This window comes from Oceanimonas doudoroffii (genome assembly GCF_002242685.1).
Taxonomy (GTDB): Bacteria; Pseudomonadota; Gammaproteobacteria; order Enterobacterales; family Aeromonadaceae; genus Oceanimonas; species Oceanimonas doudoroffii.
The window spans coordinates 514,949-537,640 of the sequence record NZ_NBIM01000001.1; the positions used below are offsets into that span (position 1 = coordinate 514,949).

The following is a 22,692-nucleotide window of genomic DNA, read 5'->3' on the forward strand; positions in this document are numbered from 1 at the left end:
GTGAAGGAATAGGTATGATATTTACGCTTTCCGCCACTGATCTCATAAGCACCGGCTACGATACTTTTCAGATTAAATCTGCACTTCAGGCCAAGGGTGATGCTGATTATTTTAATTTACCGTTTGTTATGCTTTACCGCGTGCTTAGTTAATGATGAAAAACCATCAGCCAACTGTTTAAAATCTCCAAGATCTGAAATTGGCACATATAATCTATCTTTATTCAATATTTGAGCAAAGTTTTTCTTGGTTCTTACTGTATGAATGTCTTTTTCAGAGGAGAAATGGTATAAAATAAGAAATCCATCAACCATAAAATAATAAAGAATTCCATCGTCAAGTTTCTCACCTCTTTCAAAATTTAAGTCAATCATTGTCTTTCTTATTGCATCTTCGTCTATCTGCCCTGTTTTATCAACGATCCGGATTAGCGATATCTTAAAAAAGTGATCAAGCCGAAGGGATGTTTGTATCTTTATCTTATTTTCTCGTAGGCAGTGGCAAAGCAAGTGATTTATTTCATCACCTAGGTTGATATGCTTATATTTAGATAACCCTGATATAGAAGCGCGCCAAAGTATGGAAATTAGATACAAATAAAATTCTTTAAACCTAAAGTTTTCAAATATCACACAATCTCCACTGCGCTTTACTTTTCGTCGATCCTTCAGAAGTCTTGTTCCATATCTCTCAAAAATTTCGCTCAAATATTGCTCGCACTCTCTGCAAAGGAGGTATTCCTTTGGATCAGAGTTGGTTAATTTAGCTTCGCTTGTTCCACCACAAGTAACCGAAAACAGCTGCCCACGCTTATCTTTCAAACTCTTAAAGTATGAGCGAGGAATAATGTGCGATTTCTGTAGAGTCTCACTAGCGTTACACATTCGACAATTTTTATCGGTAACCACATTACTCTCCAAGGTGATTCAATTTTATAATAATGCGCATACTTATTTCTACATACTTGCAGTAGCTGAACAAGTCAACATAACCTTTTTATATCAATCAGTTATAGATTTTATCAGCAGGAGTTGACGAAGAATAACCCACATGCGCACATATGTTCTGTGGATATCAGCTTTTGCCAGCCACCCACGCTACCGCCGGTGGGTGCAAGGCCACCAAGCTTACCAACACAGTTTTCAAACGCGTCTATTCTGGCCGCTGGAAGTCGGTAGGGCAATTGCAAAAAGGTTTAAGTGAGATGCAAACTGCTTTGGTGGTGGTTTTATGAGCGGTTTGGGTTGTATGTGAAGTGTGGTCGCTGCCTACAGGCGATCTCGCTGTCAGCTGAGGAGGGCAGAGTAAGCTGCTCCAGCGTACCCTCTGCGCCATGGATAGCGCAGCGGAGCCTCCAGGGAGGGATTCACGGCGTGTCGCTGGAGTGGTTACGGTGCCCGACGATTTTGCACGGATTGTCAGACACCTTGCTGTGCTTCAGGTTACGGCGTGGTAATCAGTCTTCTCCCACGCCGCGCAGCAGGCGGCGTATATAGATCCAGAGCAGCAGGGCGATAAAGGGCACCGAGATACTTAACCCCGCTTCCATCAGGTGGCGGTATTCTTCGTTTTCCACCAGGTTGCGCAGGGTGCGGTCTAGCAGGTCAAAGGCGTAGTAGGTCACCACGATAATGGAGAAGCTTTCCAGTTTGGCCTGCAGCCGCAGTTGTTCACCGGCGCGTTTGCTCAGGCTGCTGAGCATGTCGCGGTTTTGCTGCTCCACCGACAGATCCACCTGGGAGCGCACCAATTGAGTGGTGCGGGCTAGGCGGCGGGAGAGCTGCTCAATGCGTTGGCCGGCGGCGCGGCAGGTGCGGGTGGCCGGGTCGAGCCGCCTGTCCATAAACTGCTCCACGGTCTGGCGGCCTTCTATGCGGGTTTCCCGCAGCTCGGCAATGCGCTTGTTGACCAGGGTAAAGTAGGCCTCTGCCGCCGAGAAACGGTTGGAGGTCTGGGCCGAGAGGGCTTCCAGCCGCTCGGCCAGATCCATGAGCTGATGCAGCAGTTTTGAAGGTTCTTCCGTTGCCACTCGGGTGGAGAGCTCCACCAGCTCGTTTTCCAGCTGGTTGATCACCGGCACCACCTTGTTGGCCAGGGGCAGGGCCAGCAGGGCAATATGGCGGTAGGTTTCTATTTCGTAAATGCGTTGCAGCAGGCGGCCGGCCTGGCGCAGTTGCAGGCCCCGGTCTTCCACCAGCACCCGCACCAGGCCGCTGTCTTCCCGCGGGTAGAAGTCGGTCCAGATCTGGCCCACCTTCGACATCACCAGCGAGCTGTTGACCTGGTGCTCGCCAAAATGCTGTTCCAGCCAGGCCTGCTCGTTTGCCTCGCTTTGGTGATCGCGAAACAGAATTTCGGCGCCACACAAAAAGCTGCCCGGGGCGGAATCCAGCCAGGCTGGCGGCAGTTGCGGCAGCTCCAGCCGGTTAAGGGCGGTCAGGGTAAGGGTATAGAACTCGTGGTGGGCCTCAAAACGCAGGGTCAGCTGGTCGTTCTCGCCCTGCCAGAAGCGCGATTTGCCGGTGGTTTCCCGCAGTTCCAGCAGGTCGCTCAGCCGGGCCACGCTGGCTTTTATTTCGCTCAGTGGAACGTCATCGTAGGTAACCGCAATATGGCGCATGCCCAGCGGGCCCTGCAGTTCCTGAAAGGGCCGGGCGTGCACCTCGGCAATAATTTGCTCCCGCAACGGGTGACTGTGCATTGATACTCCTTTTCGTGCTGTCAGTCAGGGGCGGGTAATTTAGCAGATTTTGTGACGGGGCTCTTGTTTTTTGGGCGGAAGGAGGCGGCGGTGGAATGTTGGAATTCGCTGCGCTCATTCCAACCTGCGTCCTGCCTGGGCTCCCGCCTTGGCGGGAGTGATGATTGAAGGGGTGGGTAAGCAGGGGTAGGTTGCCGATGAGCGGAGCGAATCGCAACACGCAGGAGGCGGTGGAATGTTGGAAATCGCTGCGCTCATTCCAACCTACGTTCTGCCCTGGGCTCCCGCCTTCGCGGGAGTGACGGAGAAAAGGCGGGAGCGACGGTGGGTTGCCAGTCCCCAGTCCCCAGTCCCCGGGGTTACCAGCCGTTTTCGGCCAGCTCTCTGGGGTAGCCGCGGGCCTCGGCAAGCCTGATGGCGAGGCTTTCCACCTCGGCGGCGCTTTGTCGTTGGCTCAGCGCCAGATCCGGGCTGAGCGGGCCCTGGCTTGCGAGCCAGCCCAGCTCGGTGAGCTTGGCCACAATGCGGTCGGCGGCGGTAAGGGCGGAGCTGGCCTTTACAATTTCCACCCGGGCGTAGTGGTGTCCCTCAAAAGAGACATCGGCGGCGCGCAGTTTGGGATCACTGCCCGGTATCTGCTGGGCGCCAAACAACGGCTTGCCGGCCGGGGTGGCGCGGGCAAAATCCGGCAGCAGCCGGGCCAGGTGATCGATGGCGCGCCGAGTGCGGGCCTCGGTGTCGTTCAGGCTCCAGCCGTTATCCAGCTGGTGGCGATAGGCGTCGGGCAAGCGCGGCTGGGCACTGTGCTCGGGGCTGGCCACCAGGCCGTTCTTGAACAGGGTGATGCTGTCGGTCATGCCGTGCAGCTGAAACAGGCCACCGGGGTAGGGGGTGAGCTGGGCCATGCCCTGGGGGGTGCCGCGCTCGCCGTGAAAAATCACCTCGGGCCAGTCGGCGGCGCCGGGCCAGCGGGCCAGGTAGGCGGCCTTGTATTCCACCAGCCGCTCGCGCCGGTAGCCGGCCATGTCGTCCACCAGGCCGGTGCGAAAGCCGCAGGCGTTCACCAGAAAGTCCACTTCATCCACCCGCTCGCCGCCGGGGCCCACGCTCTGCACGTGCCAGCTGCATTCGTGCTGCTCAAGGCGAATGGCCCGCGTGTTCAGGCGCAGGTCGCACAGGGGCGACTCGCTTAAGGCCTGGGTAGCGGTGGCGGCCATGCGAAACAGGCTCCAGCCGTATTCCTGCACCAGGATCAGCGGAAACTTGAGCTGGCTGGCATCCAGCTGCCGTGCCAGCGGAATCATCCAGTCGTCGTGAGTCTGTGCCCGGTCCGGCAGCGGCCGGCTGGCCAGGGCTTCGAACTCTTCCCGGTGATAACAGCGGTAGTAATCGTCCGGCTCGCCCAGCACGCGGTTGGCGGGATCTTCGTTCACCAGCAATTGATATTCCCGTGTCACCTGGCGCAGCCGGGGCAGCAGGGCCTCGGGATCGCCCGCATCGGTCACCGGCACCGCAATCACGGTCGGGCGGCGGTTAATGCTGTGGGGGTAGGCCCGCACCGAGGCAATGGACTGGCGCAGCAGGGTCAGGCACTGCTCGTCGCTGATTTCCCGGTAGAGGTTGCCTCCGGCATGCAGGTGGCAGATGGGGGGGCCGTTTACCAGGCCGGTGCCGCTTTCCAGCAGCAGGGTGTGAATGCCCATGTCGGTCAGTCGCAGTGCTACTGTGGCGCCGGCAATGCCGCCTCCCAGAATGCCAACCCTCAGCGGGCGCTGGGCAAAAGCGGCGCAAGATGTTGTATTCATTACGTCTCGGTCAGGATGATGGTTTAGCGCCGGCGTGGCCGGCGCTGTTATGTTGAGTCCCGTCCGTGGGAGTGCGCATCAGGCCTGATGCGCGGCAAATTCATTGAGCATGTCGCCCACCAGGGCCAGCCGGGCCTTGGCATCATGGCTTGGAATGGCAAAGCGCAGTTTGCTCGGCCCCTCCATTTTGTAGATGCGAGGCTGGCTTTGCAACAGGCCCACCAGATAGCCGGGGTCGACCCTGGCGTCCTGGCCAAAGCTGATGGTGCCCCCTTGAGGGCCGGCGTCAATTTTCTCAATGCCAAGGCCGCTGGCCTTTGCCTTGAGGGCGGAGAGGGCAATCAGATTCTTGCCCGGCTCGGGCAGCAGGCCAAAGCGGTCTATCAGCTCCACCTGCAGCTCGCGCAGCGCGGCGTCGTGTTCGGCGGCGGCAATGCGCTTATACATGGAAAGACGCATGTTAACGTCGGGAATGTAGTCGTCCGGCAGCAGGGCGGGCAGGCGCAGTTCAATTTCGGTCTGGCTGCCCAGCAGCTGATCCAGCGCCGGCTCCTTGCCCGACTGCAGCGCCTTCACCGCCTGCTCCAGCATCTCCATGTAAAGACTGAAGCCAATGGCGGTGATCTGGCCGCTTTGCTCGTCGCCCAGCAGCTCGCCGGCGCCACGAATTTCCAGGTCATGGGTGGCCAGGGCAAAGCCGGCGCCCAGATCTTCCAGGGCGGCAATGGCCTCGAGCCGTTTTTTGGCGTCCGTGGTCATGCGCTTGGGGTGAGGGGTAAGCAAATAGGCATAGGCCTGGTGGTGGGAACGTCCCACCCGGCCGCGCAGCTGGTGCAGCTGAGCCAGGCCCAGCTTGTCGGCCCGGTCCATGATAATGGTGTTGGCACTGGGCACGTCGATGCCGGTTTCAATAATGGTGGAGCACAGCAGCACGTTAAAGCGCTGGTGGTAGAAGTCCGACATCACCTTTTCCAGCTCGCGCTCGCGCATCTGGCCGTGGGCGATGCCAATGCGGGCCTCGGGCACCAGGGTGCGCAGGGCGTCCAGGCTGTTTTCGATGGTCTGCACCTCGTTGTGCAGGTAATAGACCTGACCACCCCGCTTGAGCTCCCGCAAAATGGCCTCGCGGATCACGGTGGCGTCCGACTCGCGCACAAAGGTCTTTACCGCCAGCCGTTTGGCCGGCGGGGTGGCGATAATGGACAAGTCACGCATGCCGCCCATGGCCATGTTCAGGGTGCGGGGAATAGGGGTGGCGGTGAGCGTTAAAATGTCCACGTCGGCGCGCAGGGCCTTGATCTTGTCTTTCTGGCGCACGCCAAAGCGGTGCTCTTCGTCCACGATCAGCAGGCCGAGGTCTTTAAAGCGCACGTCCTGGCTCAGCAGCTTGTGGGTGCCGATGACAATGTCGATGCTGCCGTCCGCCATTCCTGCCAGGGCCTTGTCCTGCTCCTTGCCGGTCTTGAAGCGGCTGATCAGCTCCACCTTGACCGGCCAGTTGGCAAAGCGGTCGCGAAAGTTGTCGTAATGCTGTTGCGCCAGCAGGGTGGTGGGCACCAGCACTGCCACCTGCTTGCCGCCGTGCACCGCCACAAAGGCGGCGCGCATGGCCACTTCGGTCTTGCCAAAGCCCACGTCGCCGCACACCAGCCGGTCCATGGCCTTGGGTTGGGTCATGTCGGTGAGCACGGCGTTGATGGCCTTGAGCTGATCGTCGGTTTCCTCAAAGGGAAAGGCGTCGCAAAACTGGCGGTAGGCGCTTTTGTCGTGAGCAATGGCCTGGCCCGGCTTGGCGGCCCGCCGGGCGTACACGTCGAGCAGCTCGGCGGCCACGTCGCGCACCTTTTCGGCGGCCTTGCGCTTGGCCTTGGCCCAGGCGTCGTTACCCAGACGGTTCAGGGTGGGGTCGTCGGCGCCACTGTAGCGGCCCACCAGGTGCAGGGCGGTGACCGGCACATAGAGCTTGTCGCCGCCGGCATATTCCAGGGTCAGGTATTCCGACTTCATGCCGCCGGCGTTCAAGGTCTGCAGGCCCATATAGCGACCCACGCCGTGATCCAGGTGCACCACCGGTTGACCGATGGACAGCTCCGCCAGGTTGCGGATCAGGGTGTCCGGGCTCAGGCTGGCGGATTTTTCCCGCCGCCGGCGCTGAATGACCCGGCCGCCGAGCAGATCGCCCTCGCAGATCAGCGCAAATTCCTCATTCAGCACAAAGCCCTGGGCCAGCGGCCCCACCACCAGGCCAATTTTGTCTTTACCGCGGGCAAAGTCGTTCAGACTGTCGACCGGCGTGAACTTCAGCGGTGAGCCCGCCAGCAGTTCGGTCAGGGCCTCGCGGCGACCGGCGCTTTCCACCGAGAACAGAACGCGCCCGGCAAACTGCTGACAAAAGCCAAGCAGTCGCGCCAAGGGCTCGGTTTTCTGGTGCTCCACTTCAAGCTCGGGCAGTACCCGCACCGGCGCATTGACCCGATCGCCTTTTTCCAGCACCGGCTCCTGGCTCAGTTGCAGCCGGGGCCAGCGATTGAGCTGGTGCATCAGGGCATCGGGCTTTAAATAGAGCTCGTCGGGGGCCAGCAGCGGCCGCAGCAGATCGTGGCGGCGGTCTTCATAGCGCTCGTTTACATCCCGCCAGAAATCCTGGGCGGCCGGCTCCATGTCGCCCACCGCCAGCACCTGCATGGTCTCGGGCAGGGCGTCGAACAGGGTCTGGGTCTGTTCAAAAAACAGCGGGAAATAATATTCAATGCCCGGCGGCAGCTGGCCCTGGCTCACGCGGTGATAAAGCGACTCCGGCTCGTTGCGCAGGGCAAAGCGCTCTCTATACTGGCCGCGAAAGCGCTCAATGGCGGCGCTGTCGGTGGGGAACTCCCGGGCCGGCAGCAGCCGCACTTCCTTCACCTTGTCGCGGGAGCGCTGGGTGTCGGGATCAAAGGGGCGCAGGGTGTCGATTTCATCATCAAAAAAGTCGATGCGCACCGGCTCCTCGGCGCCCATGGGGAACAGGTCGAGCAGCGCCCCCCGGGCGGCGAATTCGCCGTGCTCCAGCACCTGCTCCACGGCGCGGTAGCCGGCCTGCTCCAGGCGCTGGCGCAAATGATGCAAATCGAGCCGGTCGCCCACCTTCAGCAGCAGGCTGTTCTGCTCCAGCCAGTCTCGCGGCGGGGTGCGCAGCATCAGGGTGGTGACCGGCACAATCAGCAGGCCCCGGCTCAGTGCCGGCAGGCCGTAGAGGGTTTCCAGCCGCTGGGAGATAATGTCCTGGTGCGGCGAGAACTGATCAAAGGGCAGGGTTTCCCAGTCGGGCAGCAGCTGCACCGGCAGGCTGGCATCGTTTAGCAGGTGGCGTACTTCCTGCTCCAGGCGCAGGGCGGTGGGGGTGTCGGGCACCACCAGCAACACGCGCTGGGATTGCCGTTTAACCTGGCCGGCAATGGCCAGGGCCAGGCTGCTGCCGATCAGGCCGCCCAGGCTGGCCCTGGGCTTGGGAGTGGGGCTGGAAATGTCAATCATGAGGCGGGCTTGTCGTTCTGTTGGGCGCGCTGCTCGGCGCGGGCTTTAAGTTGTTTGGCCTGTTGTTGCAGGCTGGCGCGGATCAGGGCGTCTCTGTCCTGCTCGCGGATCACGGTAAAGTCGCAGCGATAGTGGCCGCGCTGTTCCTCCGCATGCACCTCGCCGTAGGCATACACCGCCACCGAGTGTTCGGGCAGAAACAGTTTTATCCGCACCGTCTGGCCGTCGGTCATGGGGTGTCGCGATTCAAACCGAAAGCCGCCGCCGCCGAGGGTGAGGGTGCGGTAGCGGCAGTCCGGGTCATCCTGGCCTGCCAGCACATGGCTCAGCACCAGGTCGATTTTGCGGGACTGCTGGTTGATGATCTCCACCAGCTCACTGGCGTGTTCGTCGAGGTTGCGTAGCAGCCGTGCCTGGTTGGTGTCGATGCGGGTGACTTCGCTGATCAGCCGAAACGGTGCCGGAATGTCGGCCTCGAGATCGACCACCTCGGGCACGGTGTCGCCCTGCTGTAGAGGGATCAGGTTCACCTGGGCACTGTATTCCACGCTGAAATAAGGGTTCGCCATGCTTCGCTGCTCTTGTTGCGCCTGTCACAAGCCTTTATTATTCCGCAACTTGCGGGTGACGTAAAACCCTTTGAAAAACGGATGATTATGCCATGTTTCAACCCCTGACGCTGATGCTGGGCCTGCGCTATGCCGGGGCCCGGGGGCGGCGCAGCTTTGCCTCCTTTGTTTCCGGCTTTTCCACCATCGGTATTTTGCTGGGGGTGGCGGCGCTGATGCTGGTGTCGTCGGTGATGAACGGCTTTGAGCAGCAGCTGAAAAGCAACCTGCTGGGGGTCATTCCCCACGCCCTGGTCACCAATGACGCCCGCCGCCTGAACGATCCCGGGTCGCAGGCGGCGCGCTTTGCCGCCGTGCCCGAAGTGGTGGCGACCAGCCCCTTTATCAGCGCCGAAGCCATGGTGCAGGGGCCGGGGGCGCTGACCGGCGCCGAGCTCTACGGGGTGGATCCCGCCAACGAGGCGGATCGCCTGTTGGGCGCGCTGGACAAGCAGACGCTCGGCTATTTTCGTGATTTGCCCTACAGCCTGGTGCTGGGGGCGGGGCTGGCCCGGGAGCTGAAAGTAGGCCCCGGCGACAAGGTGCGGGTCACGGTGACCGAGGGTAGTCGCTTTACCCCCCTTGGGCGCGTGCCCAGTCAGCGGTTGTTTACCGTGGTGGGCACCTTTGTCACCGGTCACGACGTGGATCGCCAGGTGGCCCTGGCCCGCATCGAAGACGCCGGCCGGCTGCTGCGTTACCAGCCCGAGCAGGCCTCGGGGCTCAGACTGTGGCTGAACGATCCCTTTGAGCTGGCCGCGTTGCCAGCGCTTGATGGCACGCTTAAATATGAAACCTGGCAGCACAGCCGGGGCGAGCTGTTTCAGGCGGTGGCCATGGAAAAACGGCTGATGAGCCTGATGCTGGCGCTGATCATTCTGGTGGCGGCCTTTAACATTCTTTCCGCCATGGTGATGGTGGTGACCGACAAGGAAGCCGAAATCGCCATGCTGCAAACCCTGGGCCTGAGCCGCCAACGTGTGATGGCGGTGTTCATGATTCAGGGGGGCTTTAGCGGCGTGCTGGGCAGCCTGCTGGGCTTTGGCCTGGGGCTGCTGCTGACCCTGAATCTGGATGCGGTGCTCAATGTGCTTGGCATCAACTTCTATTCGTCCGCCGGTGGCAGCCAGCTGCCGGTGCTGCTGCTGCCTGCCCAGCTCGTCACCATTTTGTTTTCCACCCTTGCCCTGTGTGTGCTGGCCAGCCTGTATCCGGCCTGGCGGGCGTCCCGGGTGCAACCTGCCGAGGCCCTGCGCTATGAGTAATCCGTTGTTGACGGTAGAGAACCTGACCAAAACCCATCGTGACGGCGAGCGCTCGGTCAGCATATTGCACGGGGTGAGCCTGGCGCTGAACGCCGGGGAAAGCCTGGCGGTGGTGGGCAGCTCGGGCTCGGGCAAGAGCACCCTGCTGCACCTGCTGGGCAGCCTTGATTCGCCCACCACCGGCCGAGTGCTGGTGGAAGGGGAAGACCTGCATCAGTTGCCGGCGCGGGCCCAGGCCCGTTTTCGCAATCAGAAGCTGGGTTTCGTGTACCAGTTTCATCATCTGCTGGGGGAGTTCAGCGCCCTGGAAAACGCCGCCATGCCGCTGTTGATTGCCGGTTGTCCGGTGGCCGAGGCCAAGGCTCGGGCCGAACAGCTGCTGGGCAGAGTGGGGCTGGCGCACCGGCTTGAGCACAGACCCGGTCAGCTCTCCGGCGGCGAGCGCCAGCGGGTGGCCATTGCCCGGGCCCTGGTGAACAACCCTCGGCTGGTGCTGGCCGACGAGCCCACCGGCAACCTGGATGCCCATAGCGCGGCGGATGTGTTTGAACTGCTGGCGGAGCTGCAGAGCGAGCTGGGCACCGGCCTGGTGGTGGTCACCCATGATCTGGCCCTGGCCGGGCGGCTGAATCGGCAGACCCGGCTGGTGGATGGCCACCTGGAGGAGCAGTGATGTTTCGGCCGTTACCGGTTTACTTGGGCTGGCGTTTTAGCCGGGCGCGGCGGCGCAACCGCTTTATTTCCTTTATTTCGGTGGCGTCCATTCTTGGCATCGCCATTGGCGTGAGCGCGCTGATCCTGGGGCTGTCGGCCATGAACGGCTTTCAGCGTGAGCTGGAAAGCCGCATTCTGTCGGTGTTGCCCCATGGCCAGCTGTATGCCGCCGATGGCCCACTGGCCGGCTGGCAAGGCATGCAGTCCAGCCTTGAAGCCGCCCCCGGTGTGAAGGCAGTGGCACCCTTTGTGCCGCTGGAAGGCCTGTTGAGCCGGGGCTCTACCCTGAAGGCGGTGCAGCTGCAGGGCGTGGATCCCGAGCGGGAGATGCGCATTTCGGCGCTGGGGCCTTATCTGGACGGCGGCAACCTGGACGCACTCAAACCCGGCGAGCGGGGCATTATTCTGGGGCAGGCCATAGCCGACAAGCTCAGCCTGCAGGTGGGGGATACGGTGTCACTGCTGTTGCCGTCGCCCGGCGAGCAGGGCTTTGGTTCGCCCCGCCGTCATGCCTTTACCCTGGTGGGAGTGTTGCGCCTGGGCGGCCAGCTCGACACCGTGCTGGGTTACACCCACATTCGGGACGCCCAGGAGCTGCGCGAGCTGGACGACAGGGTCAGTGGCTTTCATTTAAAGGTCGATGACGTGCTGCGTGCCGACCGCATCAGCTTTGATGCGGCCATGCCGTTGCCGGCGGGCTTTTACGTGAACAGCTGGATGAACAGTCAGGGCAATATCTACCGGGACATTCAGCTGGTGCGCACCCTGATGATAGTGGTACTGCTGCTGGTGATGGCGGTGGCCAGCTTTAATATCGTCTCTACCCTGGTGATGGCGGTGAACGAAAAGAAGGGTGACATCGCCATTCTCAAGACCATGGGGGCCGGCCCCTGGCAGATCCGTGGCGCCTTTGTGGTGCAGGGCATGCTGAACGGCGTGGTGGGCGTGTTGGCGGGCGGACTGCTCGGCGCGCTGCTGGCCAACCGGCTGTCGGAGCTGGTGGCGGGCTTTGAGCGCCTCACCGGCCACCGCGTGCTCAACCCCGAGGTGTATTTTATCGACTTTATTCCCACCGAGTTCCACTGGGCGGATCTCTGGCTGGTGACCGGCTCGGCCCTGGTGCTGATCTTTATCGCCACCCTTTACCCCGCCTGGCGCGCAGGACGACTGCTGCCCCGCCAACTGCTGGGTGAAGCGTAACACATAGGACGTAGGTTGGGATTCGCTGCGCTCATCGCCAACCTACGGCACTCCAGAGCTCCGTTCACGGCTCTCGCCGTTATCTCGCTCCCACGCTCCGGCCTGGGAGTGTATACCTGAGCAGAAAGGTTCAGATCAGATAGGCATTCCCACACAGCATGGGAACGAGAGACTCCTGGGCAACATGAAGCCCGGGCAGCTCGTCTGCATTAGCGCCAAAGACATCTGCGTCATCCAAAGCAGCACCTATGCACTGACCTTTTACTCCAACACCTCACACCTCACGGCTCGCGCCGCTGATGACGCCTTAGCCACGCCAGTTGTACCTTCCAGCGCCAGCCCAGCCGGGTGATCACCCAGCCCAGGGCGGCGGATGCCAGGGCCAGCAGCAGGCAGCCGGTGAACAGCGGCAGGGCCACGGCCAGGGCTTCCTGCTCCAGCGACAGGGCGTCGGAAAGCTCCACATCGGGCTGGCCCAGCAACTGCAGGCCAAGCCGGTAGGCAAAATAAAACATGGGGGCAATGGTGAGCGGGTTGTTGACCCACACCATGGCAATGGCCAGTGGCAGGTAGCCACGCATCAGCAGGGCCAGGGCAATGGCCACCAGGGTATGCATGGGCAGCGGCAGCCAGGCGGCAAAGAGGCCGGCGGCCACCGCCACGGCGGCGGAATGGCGGTTACAGAACCAGTAGTCGGGGTCGAGCAGGCGCTCGCCAAACAGTCGCAGCATTCGATGCTGGCGCAGGGTCTCCTGACTGGGCATCTTGCCCCGAACCCACTGGCGCAGCATCAGCGCCCCTGACGCCGTCGTTTCCACTGGCGCGATACCGACCAGCGCCACAGCGCGTGGATCAGCATATAGCCAATGGCCGAACTCACCAGTCCCAGCACCAGGCTGCCCACCAGAAAAGGGGGACCGGCGGTGGTCATGGCATCGGCCAGCCAGCTCAGGCTGACTTCAAAATGTTCGTAGTGGGGCGGCCGGTTGAGCAGGAAGGAGCCCAGCCGGTAGGCGAAATAAAACATGGGGGGCATGGTCAGCGGGTTGGTAAACCACACCAGCACCGCCGACAGCGGCAGGTTCACTCTGAACAGCATGGCGCCGCCGGCGGCCACCACCATCTGAAAGGGAATGGGCAGCCAGGCACAAAACAGGCCCACCGCAAAGGCGCCGGCGGCCGAATGGCGGTTCAGGTGCCAGAGGTTGGTGTCGTGCAGCCGGTTGCCAAACAGGCTCAGGTATTTGTGGTTTCTGATGGCCCCGTGTTCGGGCATCAGGCGTTTCAGAATCTTTCTTGGCATCTGCTCCAGGTCCGCAATACTTACCGGATGGACAAGCGGCTGTTCTTCTTTTGCGCCGGTGTCTCCAGCACCCTGTTGTGGCCCTGGTTACCGGCCCGGGATGCGTGGTTACCGCTGGCGATAATCGGTGTTATCTGCTGGCACTCCCGACCCGCACTGGCCGGCTGGTTGCTGGGATTTGTCTGGGTATTGTGTGTCAGTCACTGGCAGTTGGCCTGGCTTCAGTTACCTGGGGTGGGCGAACGCAGTCAGATCATCATGGGCAGTGTAGTCGAGGTTCAGCCCCGGCACGACGGCACCAGCCGGCTGATTGTCGGCCTGACCCACCTAGATGGTCAAGCACTTTTGCCCGCGCCGCGGGTATTGCTGAGCTGGTACGGCAGTGCGCCGGCACCGTCCCGGGGCGACGGTTTGAGTGCCGTCACCCATCTGTATGTGCCCCATGCCCTGTCCAATCCGGGCAGTTTCAATAGTGCCCGCTGGCTGTTGGGGCAGGGCATTACCGCGCGGGGTTATCTTACCGGCACCCTCACTCACCAGCCGGCCGTCATCGGTGCCCGGGAGCGCCTGCTGGCCCGTTTTGACAAGGCCACTCAGGGGCTGTCGGCCCGGCCCTGGCTGCGAGCCCTGAGCTTTGGCGAGCGTGGTGAGCTACGCCCGAGCGACTGGAACATGCTGCGGGACCTTGGAGTCAGCCATTTGTTTGCCATTTCCGGGCTGCACATTGGTCTGGTGGCGGGGTTGGGCTGGTTGGCCGGGCGCTGGTGCGGCCATACCACCGCCGGCCTGCTGGTCGCACTGATGCTGGCCACGGGCTATGCCTGGCTGGCCGGGTTTGGCGTGGCCACCCAGCGGGCCCTGCTGATGCTGGTGATCTGGCTGGGATTGATGGCCTGGGGGCGATTGTGGAGTGGCCGGCGCATTTTGTTGCTGACCATGACCCTGTTGTTGCTGGTGAACCCCTGGCTGGCCCTGAATCAGGGCTTCTGGTTGTCGGCGGGGGCGGTGGCGGCCCTGTTGTTGTTGGCGGCGGGCCTGCGCCGCCAAGGGTTATTCCGGCTGCAAATCGGGCTGGGACTGGTGTTGCTGCCCCTGGTGATGGGACTGTTTGGCGGCCTGAGCTGGCTGTCGGTGCCGGTGAACGTGGTGCTGATCCCGCTGTTTTCACTGCTGTTGATTCCGCTGTTATTGCTGGGCTGTGGCCTGCTGTTATTGAGTCCTGTGGGGGCGGCGCCGGTATTCGGCGTGCTGAACGGGCTCTTTGGGCCGCTGATGGGCGGGTTGCACTGGCTAGCCGCCCAGGCGTCGCCCTGGGTGGTGCTGCCGGCCTTTGCTCAGGCCGTGGTGTGGCTGGCGTTGTTGCTGCCCCTGCTGGCGTTGCTGCCTCAAGCCCGTTCCCTCGGGCTGGCCCTGGGCTGGCTGGCGCTGTTGTGGCTCTGGCCCGGGCCGGCCTGGCAGGTGCGGGTTCTGGATGTGGGGCAGGGGTTGTCGGTGCTGGTGACCCAGGGCCAGCGGGCGTTGTTGTATGACACCGGCAACCGTTTTCGCTCGGGGTTCAACATGGCGGACGGGGTGATTTTGCCGTTGTTTCACCGGCTGGGCATCGATGCGCTGGACTACCTGGTGATCAGCCATGACGACAGTGATCACAGCGCCAACCGCGATTACCTGGCCACGCAAGTGCCGGTGCGCTACCGCTGGGGAGCCTGGCCCCGGGGCATGCCCTGCCGGGCCGGCCAACAGCGGCAGTGGGGCCGGCTTACCCTGCGCATGTTGTGGCCGGTCACACCGGGCGGGCACCGCAATAACGACTCCTGCGTGCTGCATATTTCCGACGGCGTGCTGTCGGTGCTGCTCACCGGCGATATTGAACAGGCCGCCGAGCACGGCTTGCTGGCCCGCCGTGTGCCGCTCAAGGCTCAACTGTTGCTGAGTCCCCATCACGGCAGCCGCAGCTCGTCGCACCAGGGGTTTATTACGGCGGTGGCGCCGGACTGGGTGGTGCATACCGCCGGTTTCGCCAATCGCTGGGGCTTTCCGGCCCCGGAGGTGGTGGCCCGCTATCGGCAGGCGGGCGTGACCCAAGTGGTGACCGGCGAGCAGGGGCTGATCCACCTGGTTGCAAATGGGCCCAGCTGGCGGCGAGTGGGCCATGACCGGCCCGGTCCCTGGTATCATCGGCTGGCCGCCTGGCGTGAAACTGGCGGGATCCAACCCAAGCCGTTAGAATAGCGCCTCGTTTTTTACGGCAGAGACCTTATGTCCCAAGACGCACACTCCTCATCCTGGCCGGTGCTCAAGCGCCTGCTGGCCTATGTAAAGGAGCGCAAGCTCGGCCTGGTGGCGGCCATTATCGGCATGGCCGGCTATGCCGCCGTCGATACCACCTTCGTCTATTCCATCAAGCCGCTGATCGACGATGGCCTGACCGGTGACAATCCGGCGGTGCTCAAGTGGATGCCGTTTTTCGTGATTGGCATCGTATTCCTGCGCGGCCTCTGTACCTTTCTCTCGGGTTACTGCATGGCCTGGGTGGGCAACCATGTGGTGATGTCCCTGCAGCAGCAGGTGTTCGACAAGCTGATGGCCATGCCGGTGGCGTTTTTTGACAGGCACAACACCGGCAACCTGCTGTCCAAGGTGACCTACGACGCTTCCCAGGTGTCGTCGGCGGCCAGCTCCACCCTGGTTACCCTGGTGCGTGAAGGCGCCACCGTTATCGGCCTGCTGGGCCTGATGTTCTATCACTCCTGGCAGCTGTCGCTGATTTTCTTTGTGGTCGGCCCCGTGGTGGGCGTCATGATAGCGGTGATCAGCCGTCGTTTTCGCCGCATCAGCAAGGGCATGCAGGCGGCCATGGGCAACATCACCAGCAGCACCGAGCAGATGCTCAAGGGCCACAAGGAAGTGCTGATGTTCAACGGCCAGCAAGTGGAAAGCGGCCGCTTCTTCAAGGTGAGCAACAAGGTACGCCAGCAGAACATGAAAATGGTGGCCGCCGATGCCGTGGGCACCCCCCTGGTGCAGGTGATCGCCTCCACCGCCCTGGCCATTCTGCTGTATGTGGCCAGCTTTGACGGCATGCAGGAGCAGTTGACCCCGGGTACCTTTACCGTGATCGTCACCTCCATGATGATGCTGATGCGTCCGCTCAAGAGCCTGACCCAGATCAACGGCCCCTATCAGCGCGGCATTGCCGCCTGCCAGAGCCTGTTTGAGCTGCTCGACAGCGACGCCGAGCCCGATAACGGCACTCGGCCACTGCAGCGGGCCCAGGGCCAAATAGAGTTCGACAAGGTCACCTTCCGTTACCCCACCAAGGAAGCGGCGGCACTCAAGGACGTCAGCTTCACCCTGGAGCCGGGCAAGACCATTGCCCTGGTGGGCCGCTCCGGCTCGGGCAAGAGCACCATTGCCAGCCTGCTCACCCGTTTCTACGACATTCATGACGGCGAAATTCGCCTCGACGGCGTCAATATTCAGGATTACAAGCTGAGTGATCTGCGTCGCCAGTTCGCCCTGGTGTCCCAGCATGTGCACCTGTTCAACGACACCATTGCCAATAACATTGCCTATGCCGCCCAGGGGCAGTACAGCCGCGAGCAAATCGAGGCGGCGGCGAAGGTGGCCTATGCGGACGAATTCATTCAGAAGCTGGAGCACGGCTACGACACCGTGATCGGCGAGAACGGCGCCAGCCTGTCCGGTGGTCAGCGGCAACGCATCGCCATCGCCCGGGCCCTGCTGCGCAACGCGCCCCTGCTGATCCTCGACGAGGCCACCTCGGCCCTGGACACCGAGTCCGAGCGCCACATACAGGCGGCCCTGGACGAGCTGCGCAAGGACAGAACCGCCCTGGTGATCGCCCACCGCCTGTCGACCATCGAGAACGCCGATGAAATCCTGGTGATCGACGAAGGCCGCATCGTGGAGCGGGGCAACCACGCCGAGCTGATGGCGCGCAATGGTGCCTACGCCCAGCTGCGCAGCATTCAGTTCGGCGATCAGTAATGCAGGCCTGGTACCGCGGTGCCCCCTGGCTCTGGCTGCTGTGGCCGCTCAGCCTGCTGTTCGGGCTGGTGAGCGGTTTGCGCCGGTGCTTGTTTCGCCATGGGCTCAAGGCGGCCTATCGCGCCCCCGTGCCGGTGATGGTGGTGGGCAACCTGACCGTGGGCGGCAACGGCAAGACCCCTATGGTGATCTGGCTGGTGGAATGGCTGCGGAAGCAGGGTTATAACCCCGGTGTGATCAGCCGGGGCTATGGCGGCAACAGTGACCACTATCCGCTGGTGCTGAGCAACACGACCAGGGCAGAGCAGGCCGGGGACGAGCCGGTGCTTATCTTCAAACGGACCGGCTGCCCCGTGGTGGTGGGGCCGAAACGGGCCGAGGCGGCGGCAACCCTTGCCGGCCTGGGGGCCGACATCATCATCAGCGACGACGGCCTGCAGCACTATGCGCTGGCCCGCGATATCGAGCTGGTGGTGGTGGACGGCAAGCGTCGCTTTGGCAATGGCCGGCTGCTGCCCATGGGGCCGCTGCGAGAAGGAAAATGGCGGCTCGCCAGCGTGGATGCGGTGATCAATAACGGCGGTCCCGGTGACGCCGGCGAATACGCCATGACCCTGGCTCCCGGCGAATTGCAGCCGGTGAGCGCAACCGGCGAGCCGCCGGCGCCGGGGGCGCGGGTGCACGCCATGGCCGGTATCGGTCATCCCCCCCGTTTTTTTACCACCCTGAATGAGCAGGGTTTTATACTGGACAAACAGCTGGCGCTGGCCGACCACAAGGCGGTCAGCCCGGCGCAGCTGGCGGGGCTGGCAGATGCCCCCCTGCTGATGACCGAGAAGGACGCGGTCAAATGGCCCGGTGGCCACGACAACGGCTGGTATTTGCCGGTAAATGCGCGCCTGCCAACCGAATTTGAACACATGCTGTCAAGCAGACTGAAGGAGCTGAATCATGGCGATTGACGCCAAACTGGTGGAAATCATTGCCTGCCCGGTGTGCAAGGGCAAGCTGCAACTGGATCGGGAGCACAACGAGCTGGTGTGTCGTTTTGACCGTCTGGCCTACCCGATCACCGAAAACATACCGGTGCTGCTGGAAAACCGCGCCCGCAAGCTGGATCTGGACGAGCTGCCGGGATGAGTTTTATCGTCGTTATTCCCGCCCGTATGCAGTCTACCCGGCTGCCGGGCAAGCCCCTGGCCGACATTCACGGCAAGCCGATGATTCGCTGGGTGGCCGAGCAGGCGCTGAAAAGCGGTGCGCACAGAGTGGTGGTGGCCACCGATGATCGGCGCATTCAGGATGCCCTGGCCGAGTGCAAGGTGGAGGTGTGCCTGACCGGCACTCACCACGAGTCGGGCACCGAACGGCTGGCGGAAGTGGTGGAGCAGCTGCAACTTGCGGCCGATGACATCGTGGTTAACGTGCAGGGTGACGAGCCCTTGCTGCCGCCGGCGCTGGTGGATCAGGTGGCCGGCCTGCTGGCCGCCAGCGATGCGCCCATGGCCACCCTGGCCACGCCGCTGCAGAATGCGGAAGAGCTTACCGATCCCAATGTGGTCAAGGTGGTGCACAGCCTGCACGGTCAGGCGCTGTACTTCAGTCGGGCGGCCATTCCCTTTGATCGGGACGGTATGGGTGAAGACAAGCCCAGCCTGGATCACTGCCTGCGCCATATCGGCATCTATGCTTATCGGGCGGGCTTTATTCGCCGCTACGTCGCGCTGCCGGCGGGGCCGCTGGAGCAGCTGGAAAAGCTGGAGCAGCTCAGGGTGCTCTGGCATGGCGAGCGCATCGCCCTGGGCGTGGCCGGTGAAGTGCCCCCGGCGGGTGTTGATACCCCGGCGGATCTGGAGGCGGTACGCCGGCGGCTGGCTCGAGGCTGATTTCGTCAGCTTGCTTTGCACACTAAATTAACTGCAAAAAAAAAGTTAAACGGGTACATTGCCCCGTAAACGGGACGGCGATGCCGTCCTCACAAGGAAACGTTCGAGGAAAAGTATGATTACCCTGGGTGAATACATCGTCAAGACACAGTCCGAACACCCCAGCGCCACCGGTGAGCTGACATCGCTGCTGTCATCCATTCGTCGCGCCGCCAAAATCGTTAACCGCGAAATCAACCGGGCCGGCCTGGTCACCGACATTATCGGTGGCAGCAACGGCAGCGAAAACGTGCAGGGGGAAGTGCAGCAGAAGCTGGATGTGTTCGCCAATGACAAGTTCAAGGCGGCCCTGGAAGCCCGGGGAGAGGTGTGCGGCATTGCCTCGGAAGAGGAAGATTACTTCGTCTGCTTCGACAGCGCCAAGCGCAGCGACGCCAAATACGTGGTGCTGATGGACCCGCTCGACGGCTCCTCCAATATCGACGTGAACGTGTCCGTGGGCACCATTTTCTCCATCTACCGTCGCGTCAGCGAGCCGGGCACTCCCGTGGTTATGGAAGACTTTCTGCAGCCGGGGGTAAACCAGGTGGCCGCCGGCTACGTAGTGTACGGCTCTTCCACCATGCTGGTGTACACCACCGGTAACGGCGTGCACGGTTTCACCTATGATCCGTCCCTGGGCTCCTTCTGTCTGTCCCACGAGAACATTCGTATTCCCGAGGAAGGCAAAATCTACTCCATCAACGAGGGCAACTACATCAAGTTCCCTGAAGGGGTGAAGAAGTACCTCAAGTACTGCCAGGAGCAGGACGAAACCACCAAGCGCCCCTACACCTCGCGCTATATCGGCTCCCTGGTGTCCGACTTTCACCGCAATATGCTCAAGGGCGGCATTTACATCTACCCGTCCGGCACCAGTGCCCCCAACGGCAAGCTGCGCCTGCTGTACGAGTGCAACCCCCTGGCGTTCCTGGCCGAGCAGGCCGGCGGCAAGGCCTCTGACGGTTTTCAGCGCATCATGGAGATAAAGCCCACCGAGCTGCATCAGCGCACCCCGTACTTTGTGGGCTCCACCGCCATGGTGGAAAAGGCCGAAAGCTTTATGACCAAGTTTTCTTCCCCGGCCAAGTAATCACGGCTGAATGAAAAAAGGCGCTTCGGCGCCTTTTTTGTTTTCTTGCATTCATCACCTGGCGGTGAGCAGGCATAAAAAAGGCCGGCATATGCCGGCCTTTTCACAGGGTGCGCAAGGGTTACTTGTCGGCCACCTGGGTCTTGAACTCGCGCTCGGCGGCGCCGGTGTACAGCTGGCGCGGACGGCCGATCTTCTGCTTGGGATCGGACATCATCTCGTTCCAGTGTGACATCCAGCCCACGGTGCGAGCCAGGGCGAAAATCACGGTGAACATGCTGGTGGGAATGCCGATGGCCTTCAGAATGATACCGGAGTAGAAGTCCACGTTCGGGTACAGCTTGCGCTCCACGAAGTATTCGTCGGACAGCGCGATGCGCTCCAGCTCCATGGCCACGTCCAGCAGCGGATCTTCAATCTTGAGATCGTCCAGCACTTCGTGACAGGTTTCACGCATGACCTTGGCACGGGGATCGAAGTTCTTGTATACCCGGTGACCAAAGCCCATCAGACGGAAGGGGTCGTCCTTGTCCTTGGCGCGCTCGATAAACTCGGGGATGCGATCCACGGAGCCGATCTCTTCCAGCATGCGCAGGCAGGCCTCATTGGCGCCGCCGTGAGCCGGTCCCCACAGGGACGCGATGCCCGCCGCAATACAGGCGAACGGGTTGGCACCACTGGAGCCGGACAGACGCACGGTGGAGGTGGAGGCGTTCTGCTCATGATCCGCATGCAGGGTAAAGATGCGGTCCATGGCTTTTTCCACCACGGGGTTGACCTTGTAGTCTTCACAGGGCACGGCAAACATCATTTGCAGGAAGTTGCCGGCGTAGCTCAGCTCGTTGCGCGGATACACGAACGGCTGACCCACGGAGTATTTGTACGCCATGGCGGAAATGGTCGGCAGCTTGGCGATCAGGCGCTGGGCGGCCAGTTCGCGATGCTTAGGATCATTGATATCCATGGGGTCGTGGTAGAAGGCCGACAGGCCGGCGATCACACCACAGACGATGGCCATGGGGTGGGCGTCGCGGCGGTAGCCCTTGAAGAAGGAGGACAGCTGCTCGTGCACCATGGTGTGGCGCATGATGTCGCGGCTGAACTGCTCATACTGTTTGGCGGTAGGGGCTTCGCCGTATAACAGCAGATAGCATACTTCCAGGTAGCTGGCGTCCTGGGCAAGTTGCTCGATGGGGTAACCCCGATGCAGCAACACACCCTTATCACCGTCGATGTAGGTGATCTCGGACTGGCAGGAAGCGGTTGCCAGGAAGCCGGGGTCATAAGTGAAATAACCGTGTGAGCCGAGGGTACTGATATCGATCACATCATAGCCAGCGGTGCCGGAGGCGATAGGAAGCTCGATGGGTTCCTTGCCGGGCAGATGCAGAGTGGCCTTTTGGTCAGCCATAGCACGTCTCCTTTGCTTTTATAATTAGGCCCATGGATTAGGCGCTTATGCAGGGAACAGTCGTCATTTTAACTGTTCCGGCCTCCATGGTGCCGACATATTGAAAACTAAAGCGGTGAGCAATGTCAATTTTACCGCTGGCGGGCAACACTTGGTTAACCCCGTTGTGCGATCGACTTTACAGAATTGGCAATTGATTCAGGTGCTTCGTTGTATTTGTTGATTCCCTCCTTATACTGGCTTCCCGAGGGTATAAGGACGCAGTTGTGGCCAGGCCGCAGTCGTACTGCTTTCGCTGTTTCAGCCTGCCGCGGGCGGAGCAGCAAAAGCAGCTTGTTCTCGGTAGTGACCTCAGTCCGTATATCCGGGTAATGTCTGTCAAAACAATAACTAACGTGCTCAATCGAGCTAGTGGGCAAGACTGTGACTAAAAAACAGAGACCTGTAAACCTCGACCTACGGACTATTCGCCAGCCCGTTGCCGCCATCTCTTCCATTCTCCACCGGGTATCCGGCGTAATCACCCTGTTTGCGCTGGCCATTCTGCTGTGGCTGCTCAGCGAGTCGCTCTCGTCCGAGCAGGGCTTTAACGCCGTGGTGGAAATCATGGATGGCTTCTTTGTCGGCTTCATCCTCTGGGGTGTGCTGACCGCATTGGCCTACCACATTGTAGGCGGCATTCGCCACCTCATTATGGATCTGGGCTATTGCGAGGAGCTTGAATCGGGAGCGCTGAGTGCCAAGGTGGCATTTGGTGTGACCATCGTTCTGTCACTGCTGGCGGGGGTACTGGTATGGTAACCAATTCTGCATCCTTTGGTCGTAGCGGCGTGCATGATTTCCTGCTGCTGCGTGCGACTGCTGTCATCCTGACCCTGTACACCCTGTATCTGGTCGGCTTTATCGCCTTTAACGACATCACATACGCCAGCTGGACCGGCTTTTTTGAAGGCACCTTCACTCGGGTGTTTACCCTGCTGGCCCTGTTCAGCGTGCTGATGCACGGCTGGATTGGCGCCTGGCAGGTGCTGTCGGACTACGTCAAGCCGGCACTGTGGCGGGGCCTCGCCCAGTTCGCCGTGGTGGTATTGCTGCTGTCCTATCTGCTGACCGGTATCGTTGTTTTGTGGGGTGTTTAAG

General features: G+C 61.3%; 19 protein-coding genes. 11 read left to right on the forward strand and 8 right to left on the reverse strand.

Features of this window, described 5'->3' with window-relative positions; translation table 11 throughout:
- Positions 1 to 116 precede the first annotated feature (116 nt).
- From B6S08_RS18160 to B6S08_RS02375, 5 genes are all read right to left on the reverse strand, one after another.
- Positions 117 to 908 carry a hypothetical protein gene (locus B6S08_RS18160; protein ID WP_141202169.1) on the reverse strand — a complete coding sequence of 264 codons (792 nt, stop codon included), beginning with the start codon at positions 906 to 908 and terminating at the stop codon, positions 117 to 119.
- Positions 909 to 1,456: 548 nt separating this feature from the next.
- Positions 1,457 to 2,701: a DUF3422 family protein gene (locus B6S08_RS02360; RefSeq protein ID WP_094199177.1), complete on the reverse strand. Its 1,245-nt coding sequence runs from the start codon at positions 2,699 to 2,701 to the stop codon at positions 1,457 to 1,459.
- A 359-nt stretch (positions 2,702 to 3,060) separates the two neighbouring features.
- Positions 3,061 to 4,506 carry an FAD-dependent oxidoreductase gene (locus B6S08_RS02365; protein WP_094199178.1) on the reverse strand — a complete coding sequence of 482 codons (1,446 nt, stop codon included), beginning with the start codon at positions 4,504 to 4,506 and terminating at the stop codon, positions 3,061 to 3,063.
- Between the two features lie 78 nt (positions 4,507 to 4,584).
- The gene (mfd, locus tag B6S08_RS02370) at positions 4,585 to 8,022 is read right to left on the reverse strand and encodes a transcription-repair coupling factor (RefSeq protein WP_094199179.1); all 3,438 of its coding nucleotides are present in this window, start codon (positions 8,020 to 8,022) and stop codon (positions 4,585 to 4,587) included.
- Positions 8,019 to 8,591, reverse strand: a complete 573-nt coding sequence (locus B6S08_RS02375) for a PilZ domain-containing protein (protein ID WP_094199180.1) — start codon at positions 8,589 to 8,591, stop codon at positions 8,019 to 8,021. Before B6S08_RS02375 ends, mfd begins: the two co-directional genes overlap by 4 nt.
- 92 nt (positions 8,592 to 8,683) lie before the next feature.
- On the opposite strand from B6S08_RS02375, the gene B6S08_RS02380 reads away from it, so the two are divergent.
- Genes B6S08_RS02380 through lolE form a run of 3 tightly spaced genes read left to right on the forward strand, consistent with a single transcriptional unit; the run spans position 8,684 to position 11,809 of the window.
- Entirely contained in the window at positions 8,684 to 9,895 is a 1,212-nt protein-coding gene (locus tag B6S08_RS02380) for a lipoprotein-releasing ABC transporter permease subunit (protein WP_094199181.1), read from the forward strand.
- Positions 9,888 to 10,568, forward strand: a complete 681-nt coding sequence (gene lolD, locus B6S08_RS02385) for a lipoprotein-releasing ABC transporter ATP-binding protein LolD (protein WP_094199182.1) — start codon at positions 9,888 to 9,890, stop codon at positions 10,566 to 10,568. The genes B6S08_RS02380 and lolD overlap by 8 nt, the downstream gene beginning before the upstream one ends.
- The gene (gene lolE, locus B6S08_RS02390) at positions 10,568 to 11,809 is read left to right on the forward strand and encodes a lipoprotein-releasing ABC transporter permease subunit LolE (RefSeq protein WP_094199183.1); all 1,242 of its coding nucleotides are present in this window, start codon (positions 10,568 to 10,570) and stop codon (positions 11,807 to 11,809) included. The genes lolD and lolE overlap by 1 nt, the downstream gene beginning before the upstream one ends.
- A gap of 281 nt (positions 11,810 to 12,090) precedes the next feature.
- Here lolE and B6S08_RS02395 read toward each other — a convergent pair whose 3' ends face one another.
- The gene (locus B6S08_RS02395; RefSeq protein WP_240919745.1) at positions 12,091 to 12,600 is read right to left on the reverse strand and encodes a DUF2062 domain-containing protein; all 510 of its coding nucleotides are present in this window, start codon (positions 12,598 to 12,600) and stop codon (positions 12,091 to 12,093) included.
- Positions 12,600 to 13,112 carry a DUF2062 domain-containing protein gene (locus B6S08_RS02400; RefSeq protein WP_094199184.1) on the reverse strand — a complete coding sequence of 171 codons (513 nt, stop codon included), beginning with the start codon at positions 13,110 to 13,112 and terminating at the stop codon, positions 12,600 to 12,602. The genes B6S08_RS02395 and B6S08_RS02400 overlap by 1 nt, the downstream gene beginning before the upstream one ends.
- A 27-nt stretch (positions 13,113 to 13,139) precedes the next feature.
- On the opposite strand from B6S08_RS02400, the gene B6S08_RS02405 reads away from it, so the two are divergent.
- The 6 genes from B6S08_RS02405 (at position 13,140) to fbp (ending at position 20,141) form a co-directional block, all read left to right on the forward strand.
- A complete protein-coding gene (locus B6S08_RS02405) occupies positions 13,140 to 15,344 on the forward strand; it encodes a DNA internalization-related competence protein ComEC/Rec2 (protein ID WP_094199185.1) in 2,205 nt (734 codons plus the stop codon).
- 27 nt (positions 15,345 to 15,371) lie between these two features.
- Positions 15,372 to 17,123 carry a lipid A ABC transporter ATP-binding protein/permease MsbA gene (msbA, locus tag B6S08_RS02410; protein WP_094199186.1) on the forward strand — a complete coding sequence of 584 codons (1,752 nt, stop codon included), beginning with the start codon at positions 15,372 to 15,374 and terminating at the stop codon, positions 17,121 to 17,123.
- Positions 17,123 to 18,085 (forward strand): tetraacyldisaccharide 4'-kinase, encoded by a 963-nt coding sequence (gene lpxK, locus B6S08_RS02415; protein ID WP_094199187.1) that lies wholly within the window; start codon positions 17,123 to 17,125, stop codon positions 18,083 to 18,085. The genes msbA and lpxK overlap by 1 nt, the downstream gene beginning before the upstream one ends.
- Complete coding sequence (locus tag B6S08_RS02420; RefSeq protein ID WP_094199188.1) at positions 18,075 to 18,263, forward strand: Trm112 family protein; 189 nt, start codon at positions 18,075 to 18,077, stop codon at positions 18,261 to 18,263. Before lpxK ends, B6S08_RS02420 begins: the two co-directional genes overlap by 11 nt.
- The gene (gene kdsB / locus B6S08_RS02425) at positions 18,260 to 19,009 is read left to right on the forward strand and encodes a 3-deoxy-manno-octulosonate cytidylyltransferase (protein WP_094199189.1); all 750 of its coding nucleotides are present in this window, start codon (positions 18,260 to 18,262) and stop codon (positions 19,007 to 19,009) included. The genes B6S08_RS02420 and kdsB overlap by 4 nt, the downstream gene beginning before the upstream one ends.
- A gap of 115 nt (positions 19,010 to 19,124) precedes the next feature.
- On the forward strand, positions 19,125 to 20,141 hold the full coding sequence (gene fbp / locus B6S08_RS02430; RefSeq protein ID WP_094199190.1) for a class 1 fructose-bisphosphatase: 1,017 nt from the start codon (positions 19,125 to 19,127) through the stop codon (positions 20,139 to 20,141).
- Between the two features lie 121 nt (positions 20,142 to 20,262).
- On the opposite strand, the gene B6S08_RS02435 is transcribed toward fbp, so the two are convergent.
- Positions 20,263 to 21,552 (reverse strand): citrate synthase, encoded by a 1,290-nt coding sequence (locus B6S08_RS02435; RefSeq protein ID WP_094199191.1) that lies wholly within the window; start codon positions 21,550 to 21,552, stop codon positions 20,263 to 20,265.
- Between the two features lie 411 nt (positions 21,553 to 21,963).
- Here B6S08_RS02435 and sdhC point away from each other — a divergent pair, with 411 nt between their 5' ends.
- Positions 21,964 to 22,353: a succinate dehydrogenase cytochrome b556 subunit gene (gene sdhC, locus B6S08_RS02440; RefSeq protein ID WP_094199192.1), complete on the forward strand. Its 390-nt coding sequence runs from the start codon at positions 21,964 to 21,966 to the stop codon at positions 22,351 to 22,353.
- Positions 22,347 to 22,691, forward strand: coding sequence for a succinate dehydrogenase, hydrophobic membrane anchor protein (gene sdhD, locus B6S08_RS02445; protein WP_094199193.1), 345 nt, complete (start codon positions 22,347 to 22,349; stop codon positions 22,689 to 22,691). Before sdhC ends, sdhD begins: the two co-directional genes overlap by 7 nt.
- The last annotated feature ends 1 nt before the right edge of the window (position 22,692 follow it).

Coding starts and splice junctions, on each gene's coding strand:
- B6S08_RS02360 (WP_094199177.1), bottom strand. CDS start 2,701: ATGCACAGTCACCCGTTGCGGGAGCAAATTATTGCCGAGGTGCACGCC.
- B6S08_RS02365 (WP_094199178.1), bottom strand. CDS start 4,506: ATGAATACAACATCTTGCGCCGCTTTTGCCCAGCGCCCGCTGAGGGTT.
- mfd (WP_094199179.1), bottom strand. CDS start 8,022: ATGATTGACATTTCCAGCCCCACTCCCAAGCCCAGGGCCAGCCTGGGC.
- B6S08_RS02375 (WP_094199180.1), bottom strand. CDS start 8,591: ATGGCGAACCCTTATTTCAGCGTGGAATACAGTGCCCAGGTGAACCTG.
- B6S08_RS02380 (WP_094199181.1), top strand. CDS start 8,684: ATGTTTCAACCCCTGACGCTGATGCTGGGCCTGCGCTATGCCGGGGCC.
- lolD (WP_094199182.1), top strand. CDS start 9,888: ATGAGTAATCCGTTGTTGACGGTAGAGAACCTGACCAAAACCCATCGT.
- lolE (WP_094199183.1), top strand. CDS start 10,568: ATGTTTCGGCCGTTACCGGTTTACTTGGGCTGGCGTTTTAGCCGGGCG.
- B6S08_RS02395 (WP_240919745.1), bottom strand. CDS start 12,600: ATGCTGCGCCAGTGGGTTCGGGGCAAGATGCCCAGTCAGGAGACCCTG.
- B6S08_RS02400 (WP_094199184.1), bottom strand. CDS start 13,112: ATGCCAAGAAAGATTCTGAAACGCCTGATGCCCGAACACGGGGCCATC.
- B6S08_RS02405 (WP_094199185.1), top strand. CDS start 13,140: ATGGACAAGCGGCTGTTCTTCTTTTGCGCCGGTGTCTCCAGCACCCTG.
- msbA (WP_094199186.1), top strand. CDS start 15,372: ATGTCCCAAGACGCACACTCCTCATCCTGGCCGGTGCTCAAGCGCCTG.
- lpxK (WP_094199187.1), top strand. CDS start 17,123: ATGCAGGCCTGGTACCGCGGTGCCCCCTGGCTCTGGCTGCTGTGGCCG.
- B6S08_RS02420 (WP_094199188.1), top strand. CDS start 18,075: ATGGCGATTGACGCCAAACTGGTGGAAATCATTGCCTGCCCGGTGTGC.
- kdsB (WP_094199189.1), top strand. CDS start 18,260: ATGAGTTTTATCGTCGTTATTCCCGCCCGTATGCAGTCTACCCGGCTG.
- fbp (WP_094199190.1), top strand. CDS start 19,125: ATGATTACCCTGGGTGAATACATCGTCAAGACACAGTCCGAACACCCC.
- B6S08_RS02435 (WP_094199191.1), bottom strand. CDS start 21,552: ATGGCTGACCAAAAGGCCACTCTGCATCTGCCCGGCAAGGAACCCATC.
- sdhD (WP_094199193.1), top strand. CDS start 22,347: ATGGTAACCAATTCTGCATCCTTTGGTCGTAGCGGCGTGCATGATTTC.